Source organism: Kitasatospora aureofaciens, from assembly GCF_001188955.3.
In the GTDB taxonomy this organism is placed as follows: domain Bacteria; phylum Actinomycetota; class Actinomycetes; order Streptomycetales; family Streptomycetaceae; genus Kitasatospora; species Kitasatospora aureofaciens.
Genome location: NZ_JPRF03000056.1, coordinates 1 through 24,583 on the forward strand (window position 1 = coordinate 1; position 24,583 = coordinate 24,583).

The following is a 24,583-nucleotide window of genomic DNA, read 5'->3' on the forward strand; positions in this document are numbered from 1 at the left end:
CGGGCAGCGGGCCGAGGCGCTGCCCCGCCAGGGTCGGCGCGCCCGGGCCCGCGCCGTCCATCCGTACGGTGGGGGCGCTGGCCAGGTCGCCGTCCGGTCCCGGTTCCCCCGGACGGGGGACGCCGGGCGGGCCGCTGCCCCACGGCTCGGCCGCCAGGCGCTCCCAGACCTCCTCGCCGCAGGCCGTCAGCAACCGTGCCCCGCAGCCGGTCAGCCACTGCCCGGCGCCGCGCAGCCAGCGCGGGTCCAGGTCGGCCGGGGCCTCCTCGGGGCCGTCCAGGATCACCAGCAGCGACCGTCCGGCCGCCGCGCACAGCGCCGCCACCGGTTCCGGCGCGGGCGCCGGTACGCCCAGTTCGGCCGCGGCGGCGGCCAGCGCCCGTTCCACCGGTTCGGCGAGCGAACGGTCCTCGGCGCGCAGGTCGTCGCCGCGCAGCCACAGGGTGGGCAGCGGCCGGGTGCCGCCGGAGCGGCGGACGGCGAGCGCGGCCAGTTCGGTGGAGCGCCCGCTGCCGGGGGCGCCGACCAGGACGGTGACGGTCGCCTCCGGCTCGTCGCTGGTGGGCCCGTCCGGCCGGTCGACCCGGTCGGCGGCCAGCCCGGCCACCCGGTCCGGCCCGGCACCGGCGGCGGCCAGCTGGGAGGCGGACAGCCGCAGCACCCCGGCCAGGTTCAGCGCGGGCCCGTACCCGGGCACCGCCGCCGCGTTGCGCGCCAGCAGCCCTGCCAGCGCCTCCGCGACCACTGCCCCGCCCCCGGCGGTAACGGCCGACAGTGCCCCACCCCCGGCCGGGACCGCCGTCAACCCCCCGCCGCGCAGGGCGGGCGCGGCCAGCGCCACCACCGCGCCGCTGCGGGCGTCCAGCACCGGAGAGCCGGCCGGCACCACGACCCCGCCCACCGCCGGCACGTCCAGCACCAGCACCCCGGCCGGCGGGTGCCCGCCGTACGCCGCGCCGCCGACGCCAAGCAGCCCGCAGCGCAGCACGACCGCCGGGCCGTCGTCCCCGGTGAGCGCGGGCAGCAGCACCTCCTGCCCGGCGCCCACCGCGGCCACCGCGGCCACCGGCAGCGGCGGCACCGGCAGCCCGCCGACCGCGTCGGTGCGCAGCAGGGCGAGCCCGTGCTCGGGCAGCGGCAGCACCGCGTCCGGGCCGAGCACCCGGGTCTGCCCGCCGGGGGTGTGCAGCACCACCCGGTCCAGGCCCGCCACGGCCTCGTGCGCGGTGAGCACCCCGCCCTGCGGGTCGGCGACGAACCCTAAGCCGTGCAGCCGCCCGTTGAGGTCGCGGATCCGCAGCAGGTACCGCCCCGGATCGCCCTCCGCAAACCCCATGAACGCCCCCTCGACCTCGCTCGGGCCTGTCGCCCGCTCGCCGCCGGGAGCCTGCCCGCCGGGGCGGCGCCCCCACCGCTCCCGCGCCGCTCACCACGGTCGTTCACCTCGTGCGCTCCCCCGGGCGGGTGACGCCCTCCGTTCGGGTGAACGGCCCGCAAAGGTGAACCCCCGCCGGGATTCCCGACGGGGGTTCACACACGAACGACCGGCTCAGCCGACGACCGGCTCGGCCGGAGACGACCGGCTCAGCCGACGAACACCGCGACCGGCTTCGCCTGGCCGCCCTTCTCCTCGACCAGCGCGAGGAAGCGCCCGTCCGGCCCGAACACCGCGATCGGCCCGTCCACGCCCAGCCCGGGCGCCTTCAGCCGGGCGCCGTGGGACAGCTTCTGCGCCGAGTCCTCGTCCAGGTCCCAGCGCGGGAAGGCGGCCGCCGCGGCCTGCGCGATCGGCAGCACCTCCAGCGGCGCGGCGGGCTCGCCGGTGACGGCGGCCTCCAGCTGCTCCAGGGTGCGCGCCGACTCCACCCCGTACGGCCCGACCTTGGTGCGGCGCAGCGCCGTCAGGTGCCCGCCGACGCCCAGCCCGGCGCCCAGGTCGCGGGCCAGCGCCCGGATGTAGGTGCCGGAGGAGCACTCGACGGTGACGTCGAGGTCGATCACCGGCGTGCCGTCCCCGGCGACCGCCGCGCGCTGCTCGTGCACGGTGAAGGAGTGGATCGTGGTCGGCCGGGCCGCGAGCTCGAAGTCCTCGCCCTCGCGCACCCGCGCGTACGACCGCTTGCCGTCGATCTTGATCGCGCTGACCTTGGACGGCACCTGCATGATCTCGCCGGTGAGCGCGGCGATCCCGGCGTCGATCGCCTCCCGGGTGACGCCCTGCGCCGGGGTCGAGGCGGTGACCTCGCCCTCGCGGTCGTCGGTGACGGTGGTCTGGCCGAGCCGGACGGTCGCCTCGTAGGTCTTGGCGGTCAGCATCAGGTGGCCGAGCAGCCGGGTGGCCCGCTCGACGCCGATCACCAGCACACCGGTGGCCATCGGGTCCAGCGTGCCGGCGTGCCCGACCTTCCTGGTGCCGGCCAGCCACCGCATCTTGGCGACGACCCCGTGGGAGGTGATGCCCTCGGGCTTGTCGACGATCACCAGGCCGTCCGGGCCGGTGCCTTTGCGCTTCATCGAGTTCTTTCTCTAAGACGTGCAGGAGCCCTCAACGTACCGGCCGCAGCGCACCCCGGAACCGCTCCACCACCGCGCCGACGTCCTCCCGGGCGCTGAACCCGGCCGCGAAGACGTGACCGCCGCCGCCCAGTTCGGCGCAGGCGGCGGCCACGTCGACCGCGCCCTTGGAGCGGGAGGAGCCGCGCAGGGTGCCGTCCGGGTCCTGCTTGAGCACCAACGCCACCTCGGCCTCGGCCGGCCGGCGCAGGATGTCGATCAGCCCCTCGATCTCCTCGACGGTGACGCTGAACAGCGCCAGGTCCTGGTACGGCACCCAGGTCCACACCAGGCCCAGCCCGTCGGCCGCGTCCGGCTCGTAGACGGCCCGGTCCAGCGCGGCCGCGAGCACCTTGAGGTAGCCGAAGGAGGAGGTGTCCCACAGCTGCCGGGAGATCAGGTCGTGCCGGATGCCGGTGGCCAGCAGCCGCCCGGCGAGTTCGTGGGTCGCGGGCGTGGTGGCCCGGTACTTGAAGGAGCCGGTGTCGGTGGCGACCCCGGTGTACAGGCAGGTGGCCAGGGACTGGTCGAGTTCGACGCCGAGCCGGCGCAGCAGTTCGTCCACCAGCACGGCGGTGGCCGGCGCGGACGGGTCGATCAGCTGGTGGGTGCCGAAGCCCGGGTTGGAGGCGTGGTGGTCGAACACCACCAGGACGGGCGCGGCGAAGGCCTTGTCGTGCAGCAGGCCCAGCCTGCTCTGCGCGGCGACGTCAAAGCAGAGCACCAGCTCCGGCACGTCCGGCACCTCGGCGGCGGGCACGATCAGCTCCTGGCCGGGCAGGAAGGCCAGCGACTCGGGCACGACCTGCGGGTCGTCGCCGAAGGAGACCCGCACCTGCTTGCCCAGCGCGCGCAGCGCCAGGGCGGCCGCCAGGGAGGAGCCCAGCGCGTCGCCGTCCGGGCAGATGTGGCAGATCAGGTCGATCGAACGGGCCCGCCCGATCTCCGCCACCACCTGCTGCCAGACCAGCTCGAAGCCGCTCTCCTCGGTGCGCGGCCCGGGGAGCGCCGCGAGGGCACCCTCCACCGTGCTGGTGGAGGGCGCCCCCGTGGTCGATCCGGCTCGCGAGGCGGCCTGCGCCGACTCACCCGCCATGACTACTCGTCCTCGTCGTCACGCTCGGACGCCGGCACCCGGTACGGGTCCGCGTCGCCGGCGTAGGTCGCGCCCGCGGCGGTGGTGCGCACCGCCGCGTCGATGGCCTTCGCCCGGTCGAGCAGGTCGTCGATGTTCCGGGCGTTCTCCGGCAGGGCGTCCGCGACGAAGGTCAGCGTCGGGGTGAAGCGCACCCCGATCTTGCCGACCTCGGAGCGGATCACGCCCTTGGCGCTCTCCAGCGCGGCCGCGGTGGCCTCGCGGTCGGTCTCGTCGCCGAAGACGGTGTAGAAGACGGTGGCCTCGCGGAGGTCGCCGGTCACCCGGGTGTCGGTGATGGTCACGAACCCCAGTCGCGGGTCCTTGATCCGCCGCTCCAGGGTCTGGGCGACGACCACCTGGATGCGGTCGGCGAGCTTGCGCGCCCTAGCGGTGTCGGTCACGTTGCCTCCTCGTGCAGTGGGCCCGGTACCCGGGCGAGCTGCGCACCCGTCGGGGCCCATGCCCCAAAGTACCGGCCCGCGCCCGGCCTTGCGGGCGCTCTCGGTCCTGATCCGTGTGAGAACGGCGACTTCCGCCGGCCGGCTCCACGGTCCTCATTCGTCGTCGTCGTTGTGGTAGCGCCTCCTCGCGGAGAGGAGCTGCACCTCGGGGCGGCCGGCGACCAACCGCTCACAGCTGTCCAGGACCTCGGTGACGTACCCGGCTTCGCCGGAGACCACCGCCAGGCCGATCTCGGCCCTGCGGTGCAGGTCCTGGTTCCCGGTCTCGGCAGCGCACACGCTGTACTTGCGCTGCAGTTCGGCCACGATGGGCCGCACGATCGAACGCTTCTCCTTGAGCGAGTGGACGTCGCCCAGCAGCAGGTCGAAGGTGAGTGTTCCCACGAACATGTGTGACAGGTCTCGCCGACCTGGAAGGCCTCGGGGGAGGCGCGGGCCCGGACCGGGCCCGCGCCGGGACCGTCGGAAGCTGACTTCCGAACACCCCGGACCCTACACAGCGAGACCGGGGCCGGTCGACGGAAATACCACCCGTCGACCGGCCCCGGTTGACACCGACTAGGCGCGCGGCTTCTCGCGCATCTCGTAGGTCTCGATGATGTCCTCGACCTTGATGTCGTTGAACGACCCCAGGGTGACACCGGCCTCGAAGCCCTCGCGGACCTCGGTCGCGTCGTCCTTGAAGCGGCGCAGACCCTCGATCGAGAGGTTCTCCGCCACGACCTTGCCGTCGCGCAGCAGGCGGGCCTTGGCGTTGCGGCGGATGATGCCGTCGCGGACCAGGACACCGGCGATGTTGCCGAACTTGGAGGAGCGGAAGACCTCGCGGATCTCCGCGGCGCCGAGGCGCACCTCCTCGTACTCCGGCTTGAGCATGCCCTTGAGGGCGTTCTCGATCTCCTCGATCGCCTGGTAGATGACCGAGTAGTACCGGACGTCCACGCCTTCCTTCTCGGCCGCGGCGCGCGCACGGCCTTCGGCGCGCACGTTGAAGCCGATGATGATGGCGTCCGAGCCCATCGCCAGGTCCACGTCGGACTCGGTGATGGCACCCACACCGCGGTGCAGGACCCGGAGCTCGACCTCCTCGCCCACGTCCAGCTTGACGAGGGCGTCCTCGAGGGCCTCGACCGAACCGGAGACGTCACCCTTGATGATGAGGTTGAGCTGCTCGATGGAGCCGGCGGCGATGGCCTTGTCCAGGTCCTCCAGGGACACCCGGACCCGACGCTGCGCGAAGGCGGCGTTGCGGTCGCGGGCCGAGCGCTTCTCGGCGATCTGGCGGGCGGTGCGGTCCTCGTCGACGACGATGAAGCTGTCGCCGGCGCGGGGCACCGAGGTCAGACCGAGCAGCAGCACCGGACGGGACGGGCCGGCCTCGCTGAGGTTGTTGCCGTTCTCGTCCAGCATGGCGCGGACGCGGCCGTAGGCGTCGCCCACGACGATCGAGTCACCGACGCGGAGGGTACCGCGCTGGACCAGGACGGTCGCCATGGCGCCGCGGCCCTTGTCCAGGTGGGCTTCGATCGCAATACCCTGCGCGTCCTGGTCGGGGTTGGCCCGCAGGTCGAGCGAGGCGTCCGCGGTCAGGACCACGGCCTCCAGCAGCTGGTCGATGTTCAGACCCTGGCGCGCGGAGATGTCGACGAACATGGTGTCGCCGCCGTACTCCTCGGCCACCAGGCCGAACTCGGTCAGCTGGCCGCGGACCTTGGTCGGGTCGGCGCCCTCGACGTCGATCTTGTTGACGGCGACCACGATCGGCACACCCGCGGCCTTGGCGTGGTTCAGCGCCTCGACCGTCTGCGGCATGACACCGTCGTTGGCCGCGACCACCAGGATCGCGATGTCGGTGGACTTGGCACCACGGGCACGCATGGCGGAGAACGCCTCGTGACCCGGGGTGTCGAGGAAGGTGATCGGGCGCTCTTCGCCGTTCACGATCGTCGCCACCTGGTAGGCACCGATGTGCTGGGTGATGCCACCGGCCTCGCCGGCCACCACGTTGGACTTGCGGATCGCGTCCAGCAGGCGGGTCTTACCGTGGTCGACGTGACCCATGACGGTGACGACCGGCGGGCGCGGGGCCAGCTGGTCCTCGTCGCCCTCGTCGGCACCGAAGTCGATGTCGAACGACTCCAGCAGCTCGCGGTCCTCGTCGTCCCGGCTGACGATCTCCAGCTGGAAGCCCATCTCGCCGGCCAGCAGCTCGAGGGTCGCGTCGGAGACCGACTGGGTCGCGGTGACCATCTCACCGAGGTTGAACATGACGGAGACGAGCGCGGCCGGGTTGGCGTTGATCTTCTCCGCGAAGTCCATCAGCGAGGCGCCGCTCGACAGGCGAACGGTCTGGCCGTTGCCGCGGGGCAGCATCACACCGCCGACGGACGGGGCCTGCATGGCCTCGTACTCCTGGCGCTTCGCCCGCTTCGACTTGCGACCGCGCGCCGGGCGACCGCCCGGGCCACGACCGAAGGCGCCCTGCGTGCCACCACGGGCACCCGGGCCACCGGGACGACCGCCGAAGCCACCGGGACGGGGGCCGAAGCCGCCGCCGCCACCCGGGGCACCGCCACCGGGACGCGGACCGCCGAAGCCGCCGCCACCGGCCGGACGCGAGCCCGGACCGGCCGGACGACCCTGGAAGCCGGGACGGGCACCGCCGGCACCCGGACCACCCGGACGACCGCCGGGGCCACCCGGACCGCGGCCACCCGGGCCCGGACGCGGGCCGGCCGGACGCTGCGGCATCATGCCCGGGTTCGGACGCGGCATGCCGGACGGGGTCGGCCCGCCGGGACGCGGCGCGGCCGGACGCGGCATGCCGTCGGGACGCGGGGCGCCACCGGGACGCGGAGCACCGGCACCCGGCGCGCCACCCGGACGCGGACGGTCGCCGCCCGGACGGGGGGCACCGGCACCCTGGGCACCGGCCGGACGCGGACGGTCGCCACCGGGACGCGGCGCACCGGCACCCTGGGCACCGGCCGGACGCGGACGGTCGCCACCGGGACGCGGACGGTCGCCGCCCTGCGCGCCCGGAGCACCCGGACGGGCACCCGGCGCGCCCGGACGGCGGTCGCCGGGGCGGGCCATGCCGGTCGCGCTGCCCGAGGTGAACGGGTTGTTGCCCGGACGCGGGCCGGCCGGACGCGGGCCCGGACGGGCACCGCCACCGGCCTGGCCGGCCGGACGCGGGGCCTGGGCGGCCGGACGCGGGGCGTCACCGGCCGGAGCCGGCGAGGAGAACTCGGCCGCGGGAGCAGCCGGAGCCGCCGGGGTGGCGGGACGCGCGGCCGGGCGGGGGCCCGGGGTCGGCGCACCCGTACGCGGGGCGGCGGGGGCGGCCGGAGCCGCGGGCGCGGCCGGAGCGGCGGGAGCCGCGGCCGCAGGGGTCGGACGGGGACCAGGGGTCGCGCCAGGGCGCGGACCCGGGGTCGGTGCACCCGGCTTGGGTGCACCCGCGGCACCTGCCGCGGGCTGGGGCGCCGCGGTCTTCCGCGGGCCCGGCTTGGCAGCGCCACCACCGGTGGGGGCCACACCAAGCGCGTCAGTCAGCTTGCGCACGACCGGCGCCTCGATCGTCGAGGACGCCGAACGGACGAACTCACCGAGCTCGGTCAGCTTGGCCATGACGGCCTTGCTCTCCAAGCCAAGCTCCTTGGCGAGTTCGTAAACCCGGACCTTAGCCACTTCACTCCTGTCTATGAGTCCGGGGGTCTCGTCCGCCGGACTGTCGCTACTTCATGGGCGTACCCATCGCGTACTCATCGCGTACTCATCGAGTGCTCATCGCAATCTCGACCTACTTCCACATCGCGAGGTACCTGACTGGTGCACGGCGCGCGGCTGCCCGAGCGCTGTGCTTGTTGCGGTGGTTCTCTCCGCCGCGGTGAGCGGCGGCCGTCACGGGAGGCGGTCCGCCGAAGGGGCTCCGCCGACCCGCTCCTCGATGAACCCGCGGAGCCGCTCCGTGTCGAGCGCCCCCTGGAGCCGGAAGGCCCGGGGGAACGCCCGACGGCGGACCGCGAGGTCGAGGCAGGCCAGGTCGAGGTGCAGGTGAGCGCCCCGGCCCGGCAGTGCGCCACGGGGATCGGGGACGCAGACGCCCTCGACCGCCGTGACACGCAACAGCTCGTGCTTGGCCGCTCGCTTGCGGCAGCCCACGCAGGTGCGTTCCGGGCGTGCTCGGACGTGCGTCCGGCCAGACGAAGGCAAGTCTACCCCTCCGAAGCGACATGGCGCCGCCCCGTTGATCCCGGAGGACCGGCGGGGACCGCCAGGAACAACACTGACTACTGCACCGACGATTCCTGGGCCTGCCCCTCGGTGTCCGGCCGGATGTCGATCCGCCACCCGGTGAGACGTGCGGCCAGACGGGCGTTCTGCCCCTCCTTGCCGATCGCCAGGGACAGCTGGTAGTCCGGCACGATCACCCGCGCGGAGCGCTGGGCGGCGTCCACGATCTCCACGCTGGTCACCCGGGCGGGGGACAGCGCCGCGGCGACCATCTCGCGCGGGTCCTCGGACCAGTCGACGATGTCGATCTTCTCGCCGTGCAGCTCGCCCATCACGGCGCGCACCCGGGAGCCCATCGGACCGATGCAGGCGCCCTTGGCGTTCAGCCCGGCCCGGCGCGACCAGACCGCGATCTTGGTGCGGTGACCGGCCTCACGGGCGATCGCGGCGATCTCCACGCTGCCGTCCGCGATCTCCGGGACCTCCAGCGCGAACAGCTTCTTCACCAGGCTCGGGTGGGTGCGCGACAACGTCACCGACGGCCCGCGGACACCCCGGCGCACCGCCACGACGTAGCACTTCAGCCGGGTGCCGTGCCGGTAGTCCTCGCCCGGGACCTGCTCCTGCGGCGGCAGGATGGCCTCCAGCTTGCCGATGTCGACCAGCACGTTCTTCGGGTCGTTGCCCTGCTGGACGACACCGGTGACGATGTCGCCCTCCTTGCCCGCGTACTCGCCGAAGGTCTGGTCGTCGGCGGCGTCGCGCAGGCGCTGCATCATCACCTGGATGCCGATGCTGGACGCGATCCGGCCGAAACCGCTCGGGGTGTCGTCGAACTCCTTCGGCTCGACGCCCTCGTCCAGCTCCGCCGGGTCCTCGGTGGCCCACACGGTGACGTGCCCGCTCTTGCGGTCCAGGTGCACCCGGGCGCGGCGGCGCGAGCCCTCGGTGCGGTGGTACGCGGTGAGGAGGGCGGACTCGATGGACTCGACCAGCAGGTCGAAGGGGATGTTCTTCTCGTTGACCAGCGTGCGCAGGGCACTCATGTCGATGTCCACGGCTACGCCTCCTCGTCTTTCGTCACGTTCATGATGGTCGTACGGCGGCCGGCTCATTCGGCGCCGTCGTCCCCCTCGTCGAAGTCGGCGGCCTCGTCCAGGAGCTGCTCGTCGTCCTTGCGGTTGAACTCGACCTGGACCCGTGCCCGAGCCACCTCGGCGTACTCCAGACGGCGCTCCTTCGGACGGCCGCGCCCCTTCACCGGCTGCACCTCGACCAGCGCGCCGTCCTCGTCCGCCTCCAGCACCCGGGCGACGATCTCCCCGCCGTCGACCAGGTGGATCTTGGCCAGCCGGCCCTCCGCGCGCTGCCAGTGCCGGGGCAGCACCAGCGGACGCTCCGCACCCGGCGAGCCGACCTCCAGCAGGTACGGCTCGTCCCCCATCACGTCCGAGGCGTCCAGGGCCTCGCCGACCACCCGGCTGAACTCGGCGATGGTGTCCATGTCCACGCCGCCGTCGGTGTCGACGTCGATCTGCACCTGCCGGCGGTTGCCCGCCCTGGTGACCTTGACGTCCTCCAGGTCCAGTCCGGCCTGGGCGGCCAGCGGCTCCAGCAACGCGCGCAGCCGGTCGGTGTGGGTGGTGCTCATCCGGGTGGACTCCTCGGCCGCGTCTGCTGTTGTCAGGGGTCGCCCCGCGCCCTCCGCGCCCGTCCGGCGCACACCGGGTCACGGCAGCTCGGCCCAAAGCCTAGCCGGTGAAGCCACGAACCACCGATTCCGGACCTCCCCGGACCAGCCGGACGCCACCCACTGCGAGCAAGCTCACACCGGCCCACCCGCCGCACCGGCCCCCCGCAATCGTGGGGATTCTGCGAAGATCGGGCCACCGAGGACGGACAAGGGGAGGCCGTCCTCCCTACCCGCTCCGGAGTGACCCCGATGCAGCCGCCCAGCCGACGGACCTTCCTGGCCCTCGGACTGATCACCCTCACCACCGCCTGCACCGGCACCGACGGGACGGACGCCGCCACCAAGGCCCCCGCCCCCGACCCGGACGCCCCCGTCCGACTGCGCGCCGTCGCCGCCACCGACACCCTGCTGTCGGCCTACGACGCCCTCCTCGGCACCCCCGGCGCCCGGACCGCCCTACTCCAACCCCTCCGCGCCGAGACCGCCCAGCACCGCGCCGCCCTCGCCCAGGGCATACCGGCCGGCTCCGGCACCCCGACTCCCGGCGCCCCCACCACGGCCCCGAGCACCTCTGCAGCCCTGGCCACCCTGGAACGCCAGACCGCCCAGTCCCACCTGGCCGACCTCGACGCCGCCCGGCCACCCCTCGCCCGCCTCCTGGCCTCGATCGCCGCCGCCAACGCGCTCCACGCCACCACCCTCGGCGCCCCGCCCGACCAGCCCGACCCCGCCACCACGCCGATCCCCTCCCCCTCCGCCACCGCCCCCTCGGCCACCTCCCCCGGAACCGCACTGCCCGCCCTCCAACAGGCCCTGAGCGCCGAACACGCCGCCGTCTACGGCTACGGCGTCGTCGGCGCCCACCTCCCCGACGACCAACAACGCGCCGACGCCCGCACCTACTACGCCGCCCACCAAGCCCAACGCGACGCCTGGCAGCGCCTCCTCACCACCCTCGGCACCACCCCCACCCCCGCCGCCGGCGGCTACCAGCTCCCCTTCCCCGTCACCGACGCCCCCACCGCCACCAAGCTCGCGGCCCACCTGGAAACCCGCCTGACCACCGTCTACGCCGACCTCGTGGCCGACCTCCCCACCCCCCACCGCCGAACCGCCGCCACCGCCCTCCGTGACTGCACACTCCGGGCCCAGCACTGGGGCGCCCCCACCACCCCCTTCCTTGGCCTCCCCGACCCCGCCCCCACGGTCACCCCGAGCTGACCCTCCTGGGCGCGCGGGCAACGCCCCGCGCGCCCACCCCCGGGTCACCCACCCTCCCAAAGGCCCACCACCCACCACCAAACCCCCACATCCCCGACAATGGACACGGCACAACCCACGGGGGAGCAACAACCGGAAGGCCGGCATGTCGGGAGCAGCACCACACATCACCGTCCCCACCTGGCTGACGAACAGCGTCACCGCCGGCCACGGCGAAGAGGGCCGCCAGTGGCTGGCCACCCTCCCCGCCAGGGTCGCCACCCACCTGACCCGCTGGGGCCTCACCCTCGAACGCACCCTGGACCCGGGCGGCAGTCTCAGCCTCGTGGCGTACGTCCACCGCGACGACCTCTCCCCCGCGGTCCTCAAGACCGGCCTGGTCACCCCCGAGACCGCCCACGAGCACACCGCGCTCACCCACTGGGCCGGACGGGGAGCCGTCCTCCTCCTGGCCGCCGACCCCGCCGAGGGCGTCCTGCTGCTGGAGCGCCTGCACGGCGAGATCCCGCTGCGCTCGCTCGCCGAGCCCAAGGCCATGCTGGAGGCCACCAGCCTGCTGCACCGCCTCTGGGTGGAGCCGCCCACCGGGAGCGCCCTGCCCACCCTCGCCGACCGGGCCGCGGACACCGCCGCCCGGGTCGCCGAGCACCGCGCCGATTCCGCCGCGGCCGTCGCGCAGCCCCTGCTCGACGAGGCCCTGGCCACCGCCGAGGACCTGACCGGCTCCGCCACCGAGACCTTCCTGCTGCACGGCGACTTCCACCACGGCAACGTCCTCGCCGCCGACCGCGCCCCCTGGCTGGCGATCGACCCCCGCCCGCTGACCGGCGAGCGCGCCTACGACCTGGCCCGGCTCGTCCTGGACCGCGCGGACACCCTGCTCGGCTCCCCCGGTGCCCCCGCCGCCGTCCGCCGACGGCTCCACCAACTCGCCGAGGCCCTCGACGTCGACCGGGACCGGCTGCGCGGCTGGACCCTCTTCCGCGCCGTGGACCTCGCCCTGCGCGACCTGGCCACGGGCCGGCGCGAGGACGCCGAACTGCACCTCGAATTCGCCGGCCACGTCTGAAGAGCACCGACCGGCCAACGCCGACCGATCACCGGGGCGGACCGCCTGAACGGCGCCCGCTACGCCCCGCGCAGCGGCAACCGCGCCCCCATCACCGCGTACAGCCGGTCCGTCGCCGGGAACCGCACCGCCCGGGCCAGGTCCCGGTACCCCAGCGACCGGTAGAGCCGCCGGGCCGGCGTCTCCGCGTCGATCGCCGACAGGATGCTGCGCTCCAGCCCCGACCCCTCGCACAGCAGTCGGATCAGCCGCGAGCCCACCCCCTGCCCCTGGAACTCCGGCAGCACGTGCAGTTCGGTGACCGCGAACACGTCGTCCAGCCAGTCCGCGTGCCCCCGGGCGCTCAGGTACGGCTCGATGACCGTGCTCCACCAGTGCTCCCGCTGGTTGGGCATCCCGTACCCGAAGCCGACCAGCCGCCCCCCGCTCATCGCCCCGAACGCGATCACCCCGGGCTGCTGGGCGTGCCGTCCGACGATGTGCAGCCGTACCGCGACCTCCTCGGGGGTGAGGCCGAACGCCACCGCCTGGACCTCCAACGCCTGCGGCGCCCAGGCCGCAAGGTCGATGGCCCCGATCGTCACCCCGGTCAGCTGCTCCATGCTCCGGACGTTACTACCAGCCGCCCGGTGGCGCGGCCGAAGATCGGAACCCAACGACGGGCGAAGCCCCCGCGAACCGCGCCACAACAGCACCCTCGCCGCCACCCCGGCGGAAGAGCGCCTCAGAAGAGCACACTCATGAACGCCCCGACCTCCCGGAACCCCACCCGCCGATAAGCCGCCCGCGCCCGCAGGTTGAAGTCGTTGACGTACAGCGAGACCACCGGCGCCACCTCCCGCAGCGCGACGTCCAGCACTGCGGCCATCCCGGTCTCGGAGAGCCCCTGCCCCCGGTACTCGGGTGCCACCCAGACCCCCTGGATCTGGCAGGCCCCCTCGGTCACGGCGCCGATCTCGGCCTTGAACACGACCTGGCCGTCCTCGGCGAACCGCGCGAACGACCGTCCGGTGGTGACGAGTTCGGCCACCCGGGCCTGGTAGAGCAGTCCGCCGTCACCGGCCAGCGGGGACACCCCCACCTCCTCGGTGAACATCGCCACGCAGGCGGGCATCAGCGCCTCCACCTCGTCGCGCCGCACCCGCCGCACCAGCGGGTCGGGCGCGATCTCCGCGGACGGCGAGGAGGTGGCCAACAGCGGCTGGTGGCCCCGGACTTCACGCGCGGGCCCCCAACTGCGTTCCAGCAGTGCCCAGAAGGCGGCGGTCGAGCCGGCCGGTCCGACGATGGAGGAGCAGCGCCGGCCCTGCCGCCGGGCCCGCTCGGCGAAGGCCGCGACGGCCTGCGGTCCGGCGTCGACCAGGACGAGGTTCGCCCCGGCGTAGCACAGGGCGTCGAGCACGCCGTTCCCGTCGTACCAGCCCCACATCTCCCCGCCGAGCCGCCACGGGTCCAGCCCGACGGCCTCGACCCGGGTGGCGACGAAGGCGTTGGCGACCGGGTCGCGGTGGAGGATCGCCAGGGCGTCCGCGAGGTCGGGCGGCTCCAGCACGCGGGTGGTGGCCAGCGCCCGGGCGGCCTGGAAGGAGCTGGGGAGCATCACACCTCGATCGATCATCGAGACAGCACCTCACTGAGACGACTCTGGCCGCACCCTACTCCGTGGCCCCACCCGGCTACGGCTGCGGGGCCGTCCGCGAACGGACGGCCCCGCTTCCGGAAAACTTCGCTGCAGTTGCGTTCGGACCGCTCCGCGGCCCCCGTGACGTGACCGCCCCGCGGTCACATCGCGGTCACATCGCGGTCACTCCGCAGCGACGACGGTCGGCGAACCGGCCTCGACGCCCTCCTCCTGCATCTGCTCGGCGAGCTTGAGCGCCTCCTCGATCAGGGTCTCGACGATCTTCGACTCGGGAACGGTCTTGATCACCTGGCCCTTGACGAAGATCTGTCCCTTGCCGTTGCCGGAGGCGACCCCGAGGTCGGCCTCGCGCGCCTCGCCCGGCCCGTTCACGACGCAGCCCATGACGGCGACCCGCAGCGGCACCTCCATGCCCTCCAGCCCGGCGGTGACCTCCTCCGCGAGCTTGTAGACGTCGACCTGGGCGCGGCCGCAGGACGGGCAGGAGACGATCTCCAGCCCGCGCTGGCGCAGCCCGAGGGACTCCAGGATCTGGTTGCCGACCTTGATCTCCTCGGCCGGCGGGGCCGAGAGCGAGACCCGGATGGTGTCGCCGATGCCCTCGGCGAGCAGCGCGCCGAAGGCGACCGCGGACTTGATGGTGCCCTGGAAGGCCGGCCCGGCCTCGGTGACGCCCAGGTGCAGCGGGTAGTCGCAGGCGGCGGCGAGCTGGCGGTAGGCCTGGATCATCACGACCGGGTCGTTGTGCTTGACCGAGATCTTGATGTCGCGGAAGTCGTGCTCCTCGAACAGCGAGCACTCCCACAGCGCGGACTCGACCAGCGCCTCCGGGGTGGCCTTGCCGTACTTCTCCAGCAGTCGCTTGTCGAGCGAGCCGGCGTTGACGCCGATCCGGATCGGCACCCCGGCGTCCTTGGCGGCCTTGGCGATCTCGCCGACCTTGTCATCGAACGCCTTGATGTTGCCCGGGTTGACGCGCACGGCCGCACAGCCGGCGTCGATCGCGGCGAAGACGTACTTCGGCTGGAAGTGGATGTCGGCGATGACCGGGATCTGCGACTTCTTGGCGATGATCGGCAGCGCGTCGGCGTCGTCCTGGGAGGGGACGGCGACCCGGACGATCTGGCAGCCGGACGCGGTGAGCTGGGCGATCTGCTGCAGCGTGGCGTTGATGTCCGAAGTGACCGTGGTGGTCATCGACTGCACCGAGACGGGGGCGTCGCCGCCGACCGGCACGTTGCCGACCATGATCTGCCGGGAGTAGCGGCGCTTGGCCAGCGGCTTGAGCGGCAGGGACGGAATACCGAGCGAGATCGCGGTCATGTGCGCAGGGTTCCCCGGGGTTGAGGTGTGGTCGACCGCCCGGCCGTTGGGACGGCCGGGGCCGGGCACGCGGACGATCGCGCACCCGGCCTCCACGGTACGGCACGGCCCGGGCGCCCAGCACACCCGCCGTACCCGGACGCCCTAACCGACCTTCACCGGGTTCACCAGGTCGGCCACCATCACCAGCAGGGTGAATCCGATGAAGATGCTGGCCACGACGTATGCCACCGGCATCAGCCTGGCGACGTCGAAGGGGCCCGGGTCGGGCCGCCGGAACAGCCGTGCGAACCGGCGCCGGACCGACTCCCACACGGCGCCGGCGATGTGGCCGCCGTCCAGCGGCAGCAGCGGCAGCATGTTGAAGAGGAAGAGCGACAGGTTGATGCCGGCCAGCAGGTTCACGAAGATCGCGACCCGCTGGGCGGCCGACTCGTGGAGCGAGAACACCTCGCCGCTGACCCGGGCGGCGCCGACCATCCCGATCGGGGAGTCCGGATCACGCGGGGCGTTGCCCACGACGGCGTTCCACAGGCCGGGGATCTTGCCGGGCAGGGCCGCCAGCGACTTCACCCCGTTCTCGGCCATGCCGTACATCCGGTCGATCGACTGCCCGAGGCCGAGCTGGACGGTTTCGCTCCTGGGGGTGAACCCGAGGAACCCGGCCTGGACGGTCTGGCCCTTCACCGGCACGCCGTTGCCGTCGTACTTCTGCACGTCGTTGACGGCGATGGTGGGCCTGAAGGTGAGCCGCTGACCGTCGCGGTCCACCACGACCTCCACCTGCTTGCCGGCGCTCCTGCGGATGTCCGCCTGCAGCTGGTCGTAGTCGCGGATCCGGTCGCCGTCGAAGGAGAGCACCTTGTCGCCCTGGCGCAGCCCCACCTCGTTGGCCGGGGTCTTGGGCGCGTCGGCGGGGCAGGTGTCGGTGGGCTGGCCGGCCTTGACGACGCACTGGGCGACCGAGCCGATGGTCGGCACCGCCATGGTGACGCCGAAGCCCATCATGACCGTCAGGAACAGCCCGAACGCCAGGACCAGGTTCATGAACGGCCCGGCGAACATGACGATGACCCGCTTCCAGGGCTTGCGGGTGTAGAACAGCCGGTTCTCGTCGCCCTCCTGCAGCTCCTCGTAGGAGGCCTCCCGGGCGTCCTCGATCATGGTCCGCCAGGGCGAGCTGCTGCGCTTGGTGATCCGGCCGTCCTCACCCGGCGGGAACATCCCGATCATCCGGATGTACCCGCCGAAGGGGATCGCCTTGATGCCGTACTCGGTCTCGCCCTTGCGGCGCGACCAGATGGTCGGGCCGAAGCCGACCATGTACTGCGGCACCCGGATGCCGAACAGCTTGGCCGTGGAGAGGTGGCCGAGCTCGTGCCAGGCGATCGAGAAGAGCAGCCCGACCACGAAGACCAGGATGCCGACCACCGTCAAAACCGTTGCCACCGCTGGCCCTCCGTCATGCCGCTCCGCTCATCGTCTCGTCGTACCGCGGTCCGTGCCGCGCCGGACACCGCCGGTACCGGGGCACCGGCGGCCCGCCGCCGCCTTCCGGAGTCGGGGCCCGTCAGCCCGCCGCCAGCTCGCGGGCCCGGGCGCGCGCCCAGTCCTCCGCGTGCAGGACGTCCTCGACGGTCAGGGAAGTTCCCGCCGCCGGCGTCCCGTGCTCGGCCACGACCTTCGCAACAGTGTCCACGATTCCGGTGAAGGCGAGGCGGCCCTTCAGGAAGGCCTCCACGCATTCCTCGTTCGCCGCATTGAACACCGCCGGAGCCGTCCCGCCCAGGGTGCCCACCTCACGGGCCAGCTCGACGGCGGGGAAGGCCTCGTCGTCCAGCGGGAAGAACTCCCAGGTCGCGGCCTTGGTCCAGTCACAGGCGGGGGCGGCGTCCGGCACCCGGTCCGGCCAGCCCAGGCCCAGCGCGATCGGCATCCGCATGTCCGGCGGGCTGGCCTGCGCCAGCGTCGAACCGTCGGTGAACTCCACCATCGAGTGCACCACCGACTGCGGATGGACCACGACCTCGATCCGGTCGAACGGCACGTCGTACAGCAGGTGCGCCTCGATCACCTCCAGGCCCTTGTTGACCAGGGTGGCCGAGTTGATCGTGACGACCGGGCCCATCGCCCAGGTCGGGTGCGCCAGCGCGTCCTGCGGGGTCACCCCGGCCAGCTGCTCCCGGGTCCGGGTGCGGAACGGACCGCCGCTCGCCGTCACCACCAGCTTGCGGACCTCGGCCCGGGTGCCGCCCGCCAGCGCCTGGTACAGCGCGGCGTGCTCGGAGTCCACCGGCACGATCTGGCCCGGCTTCGCCACGGCCTTCACCAGCGGGCCACCGACGATCAGCGACTCCTTGTTGGCCAGCACCAGCACCCGGCCCGCCCGCAGCGCGGCCAGCGTCGGCCGCAGGCCGATCGAGCCGGTGATGCCGTTCAGCACCGAGTGGCACTCCATCGCGGCCAGCTCGGTCGCCGCGTCCGGACCGGCCAGCACGGCCGGCAGCGCACGGCCCGCCGCCTTCGCCGCCAGCGCCCCGCGCAGCGCCGGCTCGGCCGCCGGATCGGCCACCGCCACGGTGTGCACCCCCAGCTGCAGCGCCTGCCCGGCCAGCAGCTCCACCCGGCCGCCCGCCGCCGACAGGGCGACCACCCGGAACCGGTCCGGGTTGCGGAGCACGACGTCGATGGCCTGGGTGCCGATCGAACCGGTGGAACCGAGGATCACCAGCTCCCGGGGGCCGGAGGGGTCCGCCACGGTGGGCGTGAAACGCAGCTGCGGGTGGGCGAGCGAAGTCATGCGCCCATTGTGTCCTGTTCGCGGCACTCCCCAGGACGATCCGCACCCTCCGGGCTACCGTCGGACCCATGCGTACCGTCATCGCCGGGGGCCACGGCCAGATCGCACTGAAACTCGAACGGCTGCTCGCCGACCGCGGCGACCGCCCCGCCGGGATCATCCGCCGCCCCGAACAGGCCCAGGACCTCGTCGACGCCGGCGCCGAGCCGCTGGTGCTCGACCTGGAGTCCGCCACCGCCCCGCAGCTCGCCGCCCTGCTCGCCGACACCGACGCGGTGGTCTTCGCCGCCGGCGCCGGCCCGGGCAGCGGCGCCGCCCGCAAGAACACCGTCGACCGCGACGCGGCCGTCCTGCTCGCCGACGCCGCCGAACTCGCCGGGGTCCGGCGCTACCTGATGGTCTCCTCGATGGGCGCCGACGCGGCCGCCCACCACCCCGACGAGGTCTTCGAGACCTACCTGCGGGCCAAGGGCGCCGCCGACGACGCCGTCCGCTCCCGCACCACGCTGGACTGGACGGTGCTGCGCCCCGGCTCGCTCACCGACGGCACCGGCACCGGCCTGGTCCGCCTCGCCCCCTCCGTCGGCCGCGGCACGGTCGACCGGGCCGACGTGGCCGCCGTCCTGGCCGCCCTGCTGCGCGAGCCGGGCACCGCCGGACAGACCCTGGAGCTGGTCGCCGGGAACGCCACCGTGGCCGAGGCGGTCGCCGCCGCGGCCGGGCACGACGGCTGAGCGCGGCGCGGGGCCCGGTCCGCATCGGACCGGGCCCCGCGTCGCTCGGACCGTCATCGGACCGTCGTCGGACGGTCCTCGGGCTGTCAGAGGTCGAACCCTCAGAGGTCCAGGCCGGTGAGGACCATGACCTTCTCGACGGTGTAGTCGTCCATCGCGTACTTGACGCCCTCGCGGCCGACACCGGAGTCCTTGACACCGCCGTACGGCATCTGGTCGGCACGGTAGGACGGCGCGTCGCCGATGATCACGCCGCCGACCTCCAGCTCCCGGTGCGCCCGGAAGGCGGTCTGCAGGTCGTGGGTGAACACGCCCGCCTGCAGGCCGAACGGCGAGTCGTTGACGGCGGCGAAGGCCTCCGCCACGCCCTCCACCCGGTGCAGCGACAGCACCGGGCCGAACACCTCGGCCTTGGCCAGGATCGCGTCCGAGGGCAGCTCGGCCAGCACGGTCGGGGCGTAGGTCGCGCCCTCGCGGGTCCCGCCGACGAGCACCTTGGCGCCCTTGGCGACCGCGTCGTCCACCCAGGACTCCACCCGCTTCGCGGCGTTCTCGTCGACCAGCGGGCCGACGTCCGTCGCGTCGTCGTTCGGGTCACCGGTGACCTGCGCGCCGACCTTGGCCACGACCTTCTCCACCAGCGCGTCGTACACCGCCGCGTCGGCGATCACCCGCTGCACCGAGATGCAGGACTGGCCGCCCTGGTAGTTGGCGAACGTCGCGATCCGGGTGGCCGCCCAGTCCAGGTCGGCCTCCGAGGACCAGTCCGCGAGCACCACGGCCGCGGCGTTGCCGCCCAGCTCCAGGGTGGTGTGCTTGCGCGGCACCGAGTCCATGATCTGGTAGCCGACCTTGTCCGAACCGGTGAAGGAGATCACCGGCAGGCGCTCGTCCTGCACCAGGGCCGGCATCCGGTCGTTCGGCACGGTCAGGATCGACCAGGAGCCGGCCGGCAGGTCCGTCTCGGCCAGGATCTCGCCCAGCACCATCGCCGACAGCGGGGTCGCCGGGGCCGGCTTGAGGATGATCGGGGCGCCGACCGCCATCGCCGGGGCGACCTTGTGGGCGACCAGGTTCAGCGGGAAGTTGAACGGGGCGATCCCCAGCACCACACCGCGCGGGAAGCGGCGCACCAGCGCGAAACGGCCCACGCCGCCCGGGTCGGTGTCCAGCCGCATCGTCTCGCCGTTGGTCCGGCGCGCCTCCTCGGCGGCCCAGCGGAACACCGACACCGCGCGGCCCACCTCGCCGCGGGCCCACTTGATCGGCTTGCCGTTCTCGGCCGTGATCAGCTGGGCGAGCTCCTCGGAGCGCTCCGCCAGCCGCTTGGCCACGTGGTCCAGGGCGGCGGCCCGCTGGTGCGCCGGGGTGGCGGCGAACACCGGCAGCGCGGCCACGGCGGCGTCCAGCGCCTCCTCGACCTGCGCCTCGGTCGGAACGCTGACCTTGCCGACCAGACGGCCGTCCCAGCTGTTGTGCACCTCGAACTCGGCGTCACCGCTCGCCCGGCGGCCGGCGAGCCAGAAATCGTACGTGGTGGTCACCGTGGTACCGGCCCTCTCCTCGTCGTCGTACGGCCCACGGGAGTGGGACCCGAACCCGAGGGTAGGGGCGAGGACAGGCCGACCGGATTGGCCGACCAGGAGTGTTCGGTTCCGGGGCCACTCCACCGCGTCCAGGCGGCGTCGTCCTCCTCGTCCAGGCGGCCGTCCTCCTCGTCCAGACCGCCGTCCTCCTCCTCGACCGGAACGCCTACTCCTCGCCGGAGCGCAGCGCCAGCCACAGCTCCATCCGCACGTCGGTGTCGTCCAGCGAACGGCCCAGCAACTCCTCGACCCGGCGCATCCGGTAGCGCAGCGTGTGCCGGTGCACGCCCAGGTCGGCCGCCGCCGCGTCCCACTGCCCGTGCCGCGACAACCACGCCCGCAACGAGGCCACCAGGTCACCGCGGGCCGTCCGGTCGTGCTCGCGCAGCGGCCGCAGCAGCCCCTCCGCGAAAGCCGTCACCGCGTCCTCCCCGAGCAGCGGCAGCAGCGAACCCGCCCCGACCTCCTCGTGGTCCACCGACCTGCGGCCGCCGCGCAGCGCCACCGCCAGCGCCCGCTCCGCCTGGGCGTGCGCCGTACCCGCCTCCTCCAGCGCGGCCGGCGCCGAGACGCCCAGCGACAGGCCCTCGTGCTCCTCCACCGCCCCCAGACAGGCCCGGTGTACCGCGCCGTTGTCCAGCGCCAGCACCATCAGCCGAGGCCCGTGCGCACCGTCCTCCCGCGCCACCAGCAGCTTCTCGCCCACCCGGGAACCCGCCTGCTCGGCCCGGTCCCCCAGCTCCGCCAGCGCCTCCGCGGCATCCGCGTTCGGCCCCGCCCCCGCCACCAGGACCCTTATCGTCCCCTCCGGCATCCCGCCGAACAGCCCCACCGCCACCTGCCGGGCCGTCGCCACCTCACCCGCCAGCACCATCCGCAGCAGCGCCGCGCCCATCCGCTCCTCGGCCTGGCGCAACTCCCGCGACCGCTCCAGGGTCAGCGTCAGCAGCGCCACCGCCGCGTTCAGCACGTACCGCTCGGTCGGCGTGATCCGGTCCTCGGTCCCCACCGCCAGGAAACCCCGGGCCCGCCGGTCCGCCCCCAGCGACTGGACCACCACGTAGTCCTCGTCCGCCGTGTCTATCCCCGGCGAACGGCCCTGCAGCGCCGCACTCGACGGCGCCGGCCGCCGACGCAACCGGTCCACCTCCGCCGCCAGCCGCCCCGCCCGGCGCGCCGCCCAGTCCGGCGCCACCACCGACAGCGCCCCCGACCCGTCGTACAGCGCCGCCCAACCCCCCAGCCGGGCCGCCAGCCGACGCACCACCGCCGTCGTGCCGTCCTTCCCGAGCGCCGCCCGGGTCAGCTCCTCCTGCGCCTCGAAACTGGTCGTCACCGCCTCGTACTGCTCCGCGGCCAGTGCCGCCGACACCACCTTGCTGATCGCGATGAAAGGCGTCGGCTCCGGCACCCGCAGCAACGGCAGCCCCCGCTGCTGCGCCGCCTCCACCAGCGGCTGCGGCACCTCGGTGTGCGACAGCCCCACCCCCAGCCCCAGCCCCACCACCCCGGCATCGGCCAGGCGGTGCACGTACGCCTGCAGCTGCGCCGTCGTACGGCCCAGCTTGATACCGGTGGTGAGCAGCAGCTCCCCACCCTCCAGGAACGGCGTCGGGTCGTCCAGCTCACTGGTGTGCACCCAGCGGACCTGCCGCTCCAGGTGGTCCGCACCGGCGAGCACCGTCAGGTGGAGCGAACTGTTGCGGACGACGGAGGCGAGTGTGGGGGGCATGGCACCTTCGGGGGGTCGACCTGACCGCGCCGTTGCGGCCGGGCGAGGAGAGGGCAGTGGGACTAGTAGTGAGGGAGGGGTTTCTCCCCTTCATTATGGACGCCCCGGACAACCGGCACTGCCGAATCCACCTCGAAGGCGACTTCCGTCCCATCGCCCTCCCCGGCCCTCCCCCGCCCCGGTTCACCCCCGCAGGTCCACCAGCAACGGCGGCACCTGCTCCCCCGACACCGCCGTCAACGACACCACCGCGTGCCCCGCCGGCAACGCGTGCGCCAGATCCGACGGCGACCACCGCAGCCTCTCCACATCCCGCGTCGTCACCGACTCCGTCTGCGCCGTCGTCCCCGACAACGCCTTCCGCCCGACCCGCCCGGCCCGCCGCATCAAACCCCCGGAGGTGTCGGGGGTGTGGGTCACCGCGGTCTCCTGCACCAGGTGCGTCCCCCAGGCCTCCGAGAACAGCCGCCCGTCCCAGGGCGCGATCCCGGGGAAGGCCATCCGGCAGCCGACCGCGCCGAACAGCGGCGCCCGCAGCGCCTCCGGCAGGTCCACCAGGGTGCGCAGCAGCAGCACCGCGCCCGCGTTCGCGCCGCGCATCCGCTGGAGACCACGGACGGTGTTGGCGTCCAACGCCGCCGAGGCGTCGTCCACCACCAGACCGGCGAACAGGGAGCGGTCCTCGCGGGCCCCGGCCGCCTGCACGAACTGCCCCACCACCAGCCGGGACAGCATCCGGGCGGCCTCCGGGTGGCTGCGCTCGGGCAGCTTCACCCGCACCCGCAGCGGATGGTCCAGCACCCGCATCGCGAACGGCGGACGGCCCGAGCCGTCGGTCGCGAAGGCCCCCTCGAACGCGGGCCGCTCCAGCAGCCCCAGCCGGTCGGCCAGCAGCGCCCCCGGATCGTCCGCCCGGTCGCGCTGGCGCTCCCGGTACTCCAGGTCCCGCTCGTACGCGGCAAGCCGGCCGGCCACGCCGAGCGCCTTCACCAGCGCCGCCAGCGCATCCGGCTCGCCGCCCAGCAGCGCCCGCAGCTCGCGCACCCCCGGATAGCGGCCGAACGCGGCATGGAAGGGGCCCACCACCTGCTGCAGCGCCGTCCGCGCGTTCTCCGCGCGGGCGGTCAGCTCGTCGGGCAGCAGCGCGTCCGCCAACCGGGCCGCCGCGTCGTCCGGGTCCTGCGCCGCGCCGTAGAGGTCCAGTCCGTACACCGAGGCCGGATCGCCGGGAGCGATCACCACGTCGTACCAGGCGTCCGGGCCGAGGTCGGCGTCCGCCGCCCCGACCACCACCGCGCACGCGGTGCCCGCCAGCGCCTGCAGGCACAGCGCCTCGGCCACCGGGCGAGCCAGCCGTGCGGTCTTCCCCGTGCCGGCCGGACCCACCGCCAGCAGCGAGGTGCCCAGCACCGCCGGGTCCAGCGCGAAGCCGGCCGCCCGATGGCTCAGCGGATTCTTCGGTACGTCCTGCGTGACCCCGAGGCAGACCTGACCGAGCAGCAGATCGTGCCGCCGGACGCGGCCGGGCAGCTCACGCGCCTCGGAGGGATGGGCGAAGGCCGCCGCGCCGCGGGTGGCCACCTGCTCGGCGAAGGCGGGCACGAACACCGGGTCCGCCTGCGCGGACTCCCAGGCGCGCCGGATCCGCACGTAGTCGACGTCGCCGACCGCCTCCCCGTCCAGCCGCACCGCCGCCTCGACCGCTCCGCCCCGGCGCAGCCCGTCCCACGGGTCCAGCCTGCGGGCCGCCTCCCCCGCCGCCGGGTCGGCTTCCTCGGCGGGCTCCTCCTGCGTCACCGTCCGCGACAGCAGCGGGGCCGCGTAGCGGCGCCAGACCTCCAGCCAGCGGCCCATGCGGCCGAAGACCTTGATGACCACGCCCAGCACCAGGACGTTCAGGGTCAGCACCACGGAGGTGGCGACGAAGGCCGACCGGGAGGGTAGGACGCCGATGAGGGTGGTCCCGTCCTTGGCGAACTCGACCCCGTAGACGAAGGCCAGCCACCCCACCACCACGTTGAGCGCCGCCCGGAGCAGCAGCGGCCAGGTCGGGACCCGGGCGGCCTCCGCCCGCTCCGGGTCGATGCGGCGGTAGCCGAGCCGGTAGACGCCCGGTTCGGCTTCGGGGCGCGGGGCGGTGGCCCAGGCGGCGAGGTCGAAGGCAGGGGTGCCAGGCCGTTGGTGGGGTACGGGGGTCGGGGGTCTGGTGGTGGTGTGTTCGACGTGGTGGTGTGACCCGTCCTGTGCCATGTACGGCCCCGCTCCCTCGCCCGCCCGGCCCGACCGCCGTCGGTGCCGCCATACCCATGCCGCCGTACCGGCGACACGCCCGCGCTCAGGGTAGTGGAGCGTGGCCTGCGGGTAGTCGTGTCGCCCGCGCTGGCCGTGCCGG

Annotated in this window: 19 protein-coding genes and 1 pseudogene; 3 read left to right on the plus strand and 17 right to left on the minus strand. The window is 73.9% G+C overall.

Annotation, left to right across the window (positions count from 1 at the left end; translation table 11 throughout):
• The 9 genes and pseudogenes from HS99_RS31775 to rimP all read right to left on the minus strand — a co-directional run.
• Positions 1–1,336, minus strand: a pseudogene (locus HS99_RS31775) (hypothetical protein); the annotation flags it as partial.
• Positions 1,337–1,584: 248 nt separating this feature from the next.
• The gene (truB, locus tag HS99_RS31780; RefSeq protein ID WP_030557101.1) at positions 1,585–2,514 is read right to left on the minus strand and encodes a tRNA pseudouridine(55) synthase TruB; all 930 of its coding nucleotides are present in this window, start codon (positions 2,512–2,514) and stop codon (positions 1,585–1,587) included.
• A gap of 31 nt (positions 2,515–2,545) precedes the next feature.
• Positions 2,546–3,649 (minus strand): DHH family phosphoesterase, encoded by a 1,104-nt coding sequence (locus tag HS99_RS31785; protein ID WP_078939100.1) that lies wholly within the window; start codon positions 3,647–3,649, stop codon positions 2,546–2,548.
• Between the two features lie 2 nt (positions 3,650–3,651).
• Positions 3,652–4,092, minus strand: coding sequence for a 30S ribosome-binding factor RbfA (gene rbfA, locus HS99_RS31790; protein WP_030289888.1), 441 nt, complete (start codon positions 4,090–4,092; stop codon positions 3,652–3,654).
• A gap of 153 nt (positions 4,093–4,245) precedes the next feature.
• Entirely contained in the window at positions 4,246–4,542 is a 297-nt protein-coding gene (locus HS99_RS31795; protein WP_030289887.1) for a DUF503 domain-containing protein, read from the minus strand.
• Between the two features lie 168 nt (positions 4,543–4,710).
• Entirely contained in the window at positions 4,711–7,845 is a 3,135-nt protein-coding gene (gene infB / locus HS99_RS31800; RefSeq protein ID WP_030289886.1) for a translation initiation factor IF-2, read from the minus strand.
• Positions 7,846–8,058: 213 nt separating this feature from the next.
• Complete coding sequence (locus tag HS99_RS31805; RefSeq protein ID WP_046387426.1) at positions 8,059–8,319, minus strand: YlxR family protein; 261 nt, start codon at positions 8,317–8,319, stop codon at positions 8,059–8,061.
• A 128-nt stretch (positions 8,320–8,447) separates the two neighbouring features.
• Positions 8,448–9,449, minus strand: a complete 1,002-nt coding sequence (gene nusA, locus HS99_RS31810) for a transcription termination factor NusA (RefSeq protein WP_030289883.1) — start codon at positions 9,447–9,449, stop codon at positions 8,448–8,450.
• A 53-nt stretch (positions 9,450–9,502) separates the two neighbouring features.
• A complete protein-coding gene (gene rimP, locus HS99_RS31815) occupies positions 9,503–10,042 on the minus strand; it encodes a ribosome maturation factor RimP (protein ID WP_030289881.1) in 540 nt (179 codons plus the stop codon).
• Between the two features lie 291 nt (positions 10,043–10,333).
• Here rimP and HS99_RS47965 point away from each other — a divergent pair, with 291 nt between their 5' ends.
• Positions 10,334–11,305: a ferritin-like domain-containing protein gene (locus tag HS99_RS47965; protein WP_079151548.1), complete on the plus strand. Its 972-nt coding sequence runs from the start codon at positions 10,334–10,336 to the stop codon at positions 11,303–11,305.
• Positions 11,306–11,450: 145 nt separating this feature from the next.
• Positions 11,451–12,374, plus strand: a complete 924-nt coding sequence (locus tag HS99_RS31825) for an aminoglycoside phosphotransferase family protein (protein WP_030557799.1) — start codon at positions 11,451–11,453, stop codon at positions 12,372–12,374.
• Between the two features lie 59 nt (positions 12,375–12,433).
• Here the strand turns inward: HS99_RS31825 and HS99_RS31830 are convergent, their stop codons facing one another.
• The 5 genes from HS99_RS31830 to dxr form a co-directional block, all read right to left on the minus strand.
• Positions 12,434–12,976 (minus strand): GNAT family N-acetyltransferase, encoded by a 543-nt coding sequence (locus HS99_RS31830; protein WP_030290409.1) that lies wholly within the window; start codon positions 12,974–12,976, stop codon positions 12,434–12,436.
• A 122-nt stretch (positions 12,977–13,098) separates the two neighbouring features.
• A complete protein-coding gene (locus tag HS99_RS31835; RefSeq protein ID WP_046386227.1) occupies positions 13,099–13,974 on the minus strand; it encodes a GNAT family N-acetyltransferase in 876 nt (291 codons plus the stop codon).
• 204 nt (positions 13,975–14,178) lie between these two features.
• Complete coding sequence (ispG, locus tag HS99_RS31840; protein WP_030290407.1) at positions 14,179–15,339, minus strand: flavodoxin-dependent (E)-4-hydroxy-3-methylbut-2-enyl-diphosphate synthase; 1,161 nt, start codon at positions 15,337–15,339, stop codon at positions 14,179–14,181.
• 144 nt (positions 15,340–15,483) lie between these two features.
• Entirely contained in the window at positions 15,484–16,788 is a 1,305-nt protein-coding gene (locus HS99_RS31845; protein WP_030557798.1) for a M50 family metallopeptidase, read from the minus strand.
• A gap of 121 nt (positions 16,789–16,909) precedes the next feature.
• On the minus strand, positions 16,910–18,139 hold the full coding sequence (dxr, locus tag HS99_RS31850; protein WP_030557796.1) for a 1-deoxy-D-xylulose-5-phosphate reductoisomerase: 1,230 nt from the start codon (positions 18,137–18,139) through the stop codon (positions 16,910–16,912).
• A 68-nt stretch (positions 18,140–18,207) separates the two neighbouring features.
• Between dxr and HS99_RS31855 the strand changes: the two genes are divergently transcribed.
• On the plus strand, positions 18,208–18,873 hold the full coding sequence (locus tag HS99_RS31855; protein WP_030290404.1) for an NAD(P)H-binding protein: 666 nt from the start codon (positions 18,208–18,210) through the stop codon (positions 18,871–18,873).
• Positions 18,874–18,974: 101 nt separating this feature from the next.
• On the opposite strand, the gene HS99_RS31860 is transcribed toward HS99_RS31855, so the two are convergent.
• The 3 genes from HS99_RS31860 to HS99_RS44295 form a co-directional block, all read right to left on the minus strand.
• A complete protein-coding gene (locus tag HS99_RS31860; protein ID WP_030557795.1) occupies positions 18,975–20,417 on the minus strand; it encodes an aldehyde dehydrogenase family protein in 1,443 nt (480 codons plus the stop codon).
• 208 nt (positions 20,418–20,625) lie between these two features.
• Positions 20,626–22,191, minus strand: a complete 1,566-nt coding sequence (locus tag HS99_RS31865) for a PucR family transcriptional regulator (RefSeq protein ID WP_030290402.1) — start codon at positions 22,189–22,191, stop codon at positions 20,626–20,628.
• Between the two features lie 183 nt (positions 22,192–22,374).
• A complete protein-coding gene (locus HS99_RS44295; protein ID WP_046387106.1) occupies positions 22,375–24,441 on the minus strand; it encodes a type IV secretory system conjugative DNA transfer family protein in 2,067 nt (688 codons plus the stop codon).
• Between the last annotated feature and the right edge of the window lie 142 nt (positions 24,442–24,583).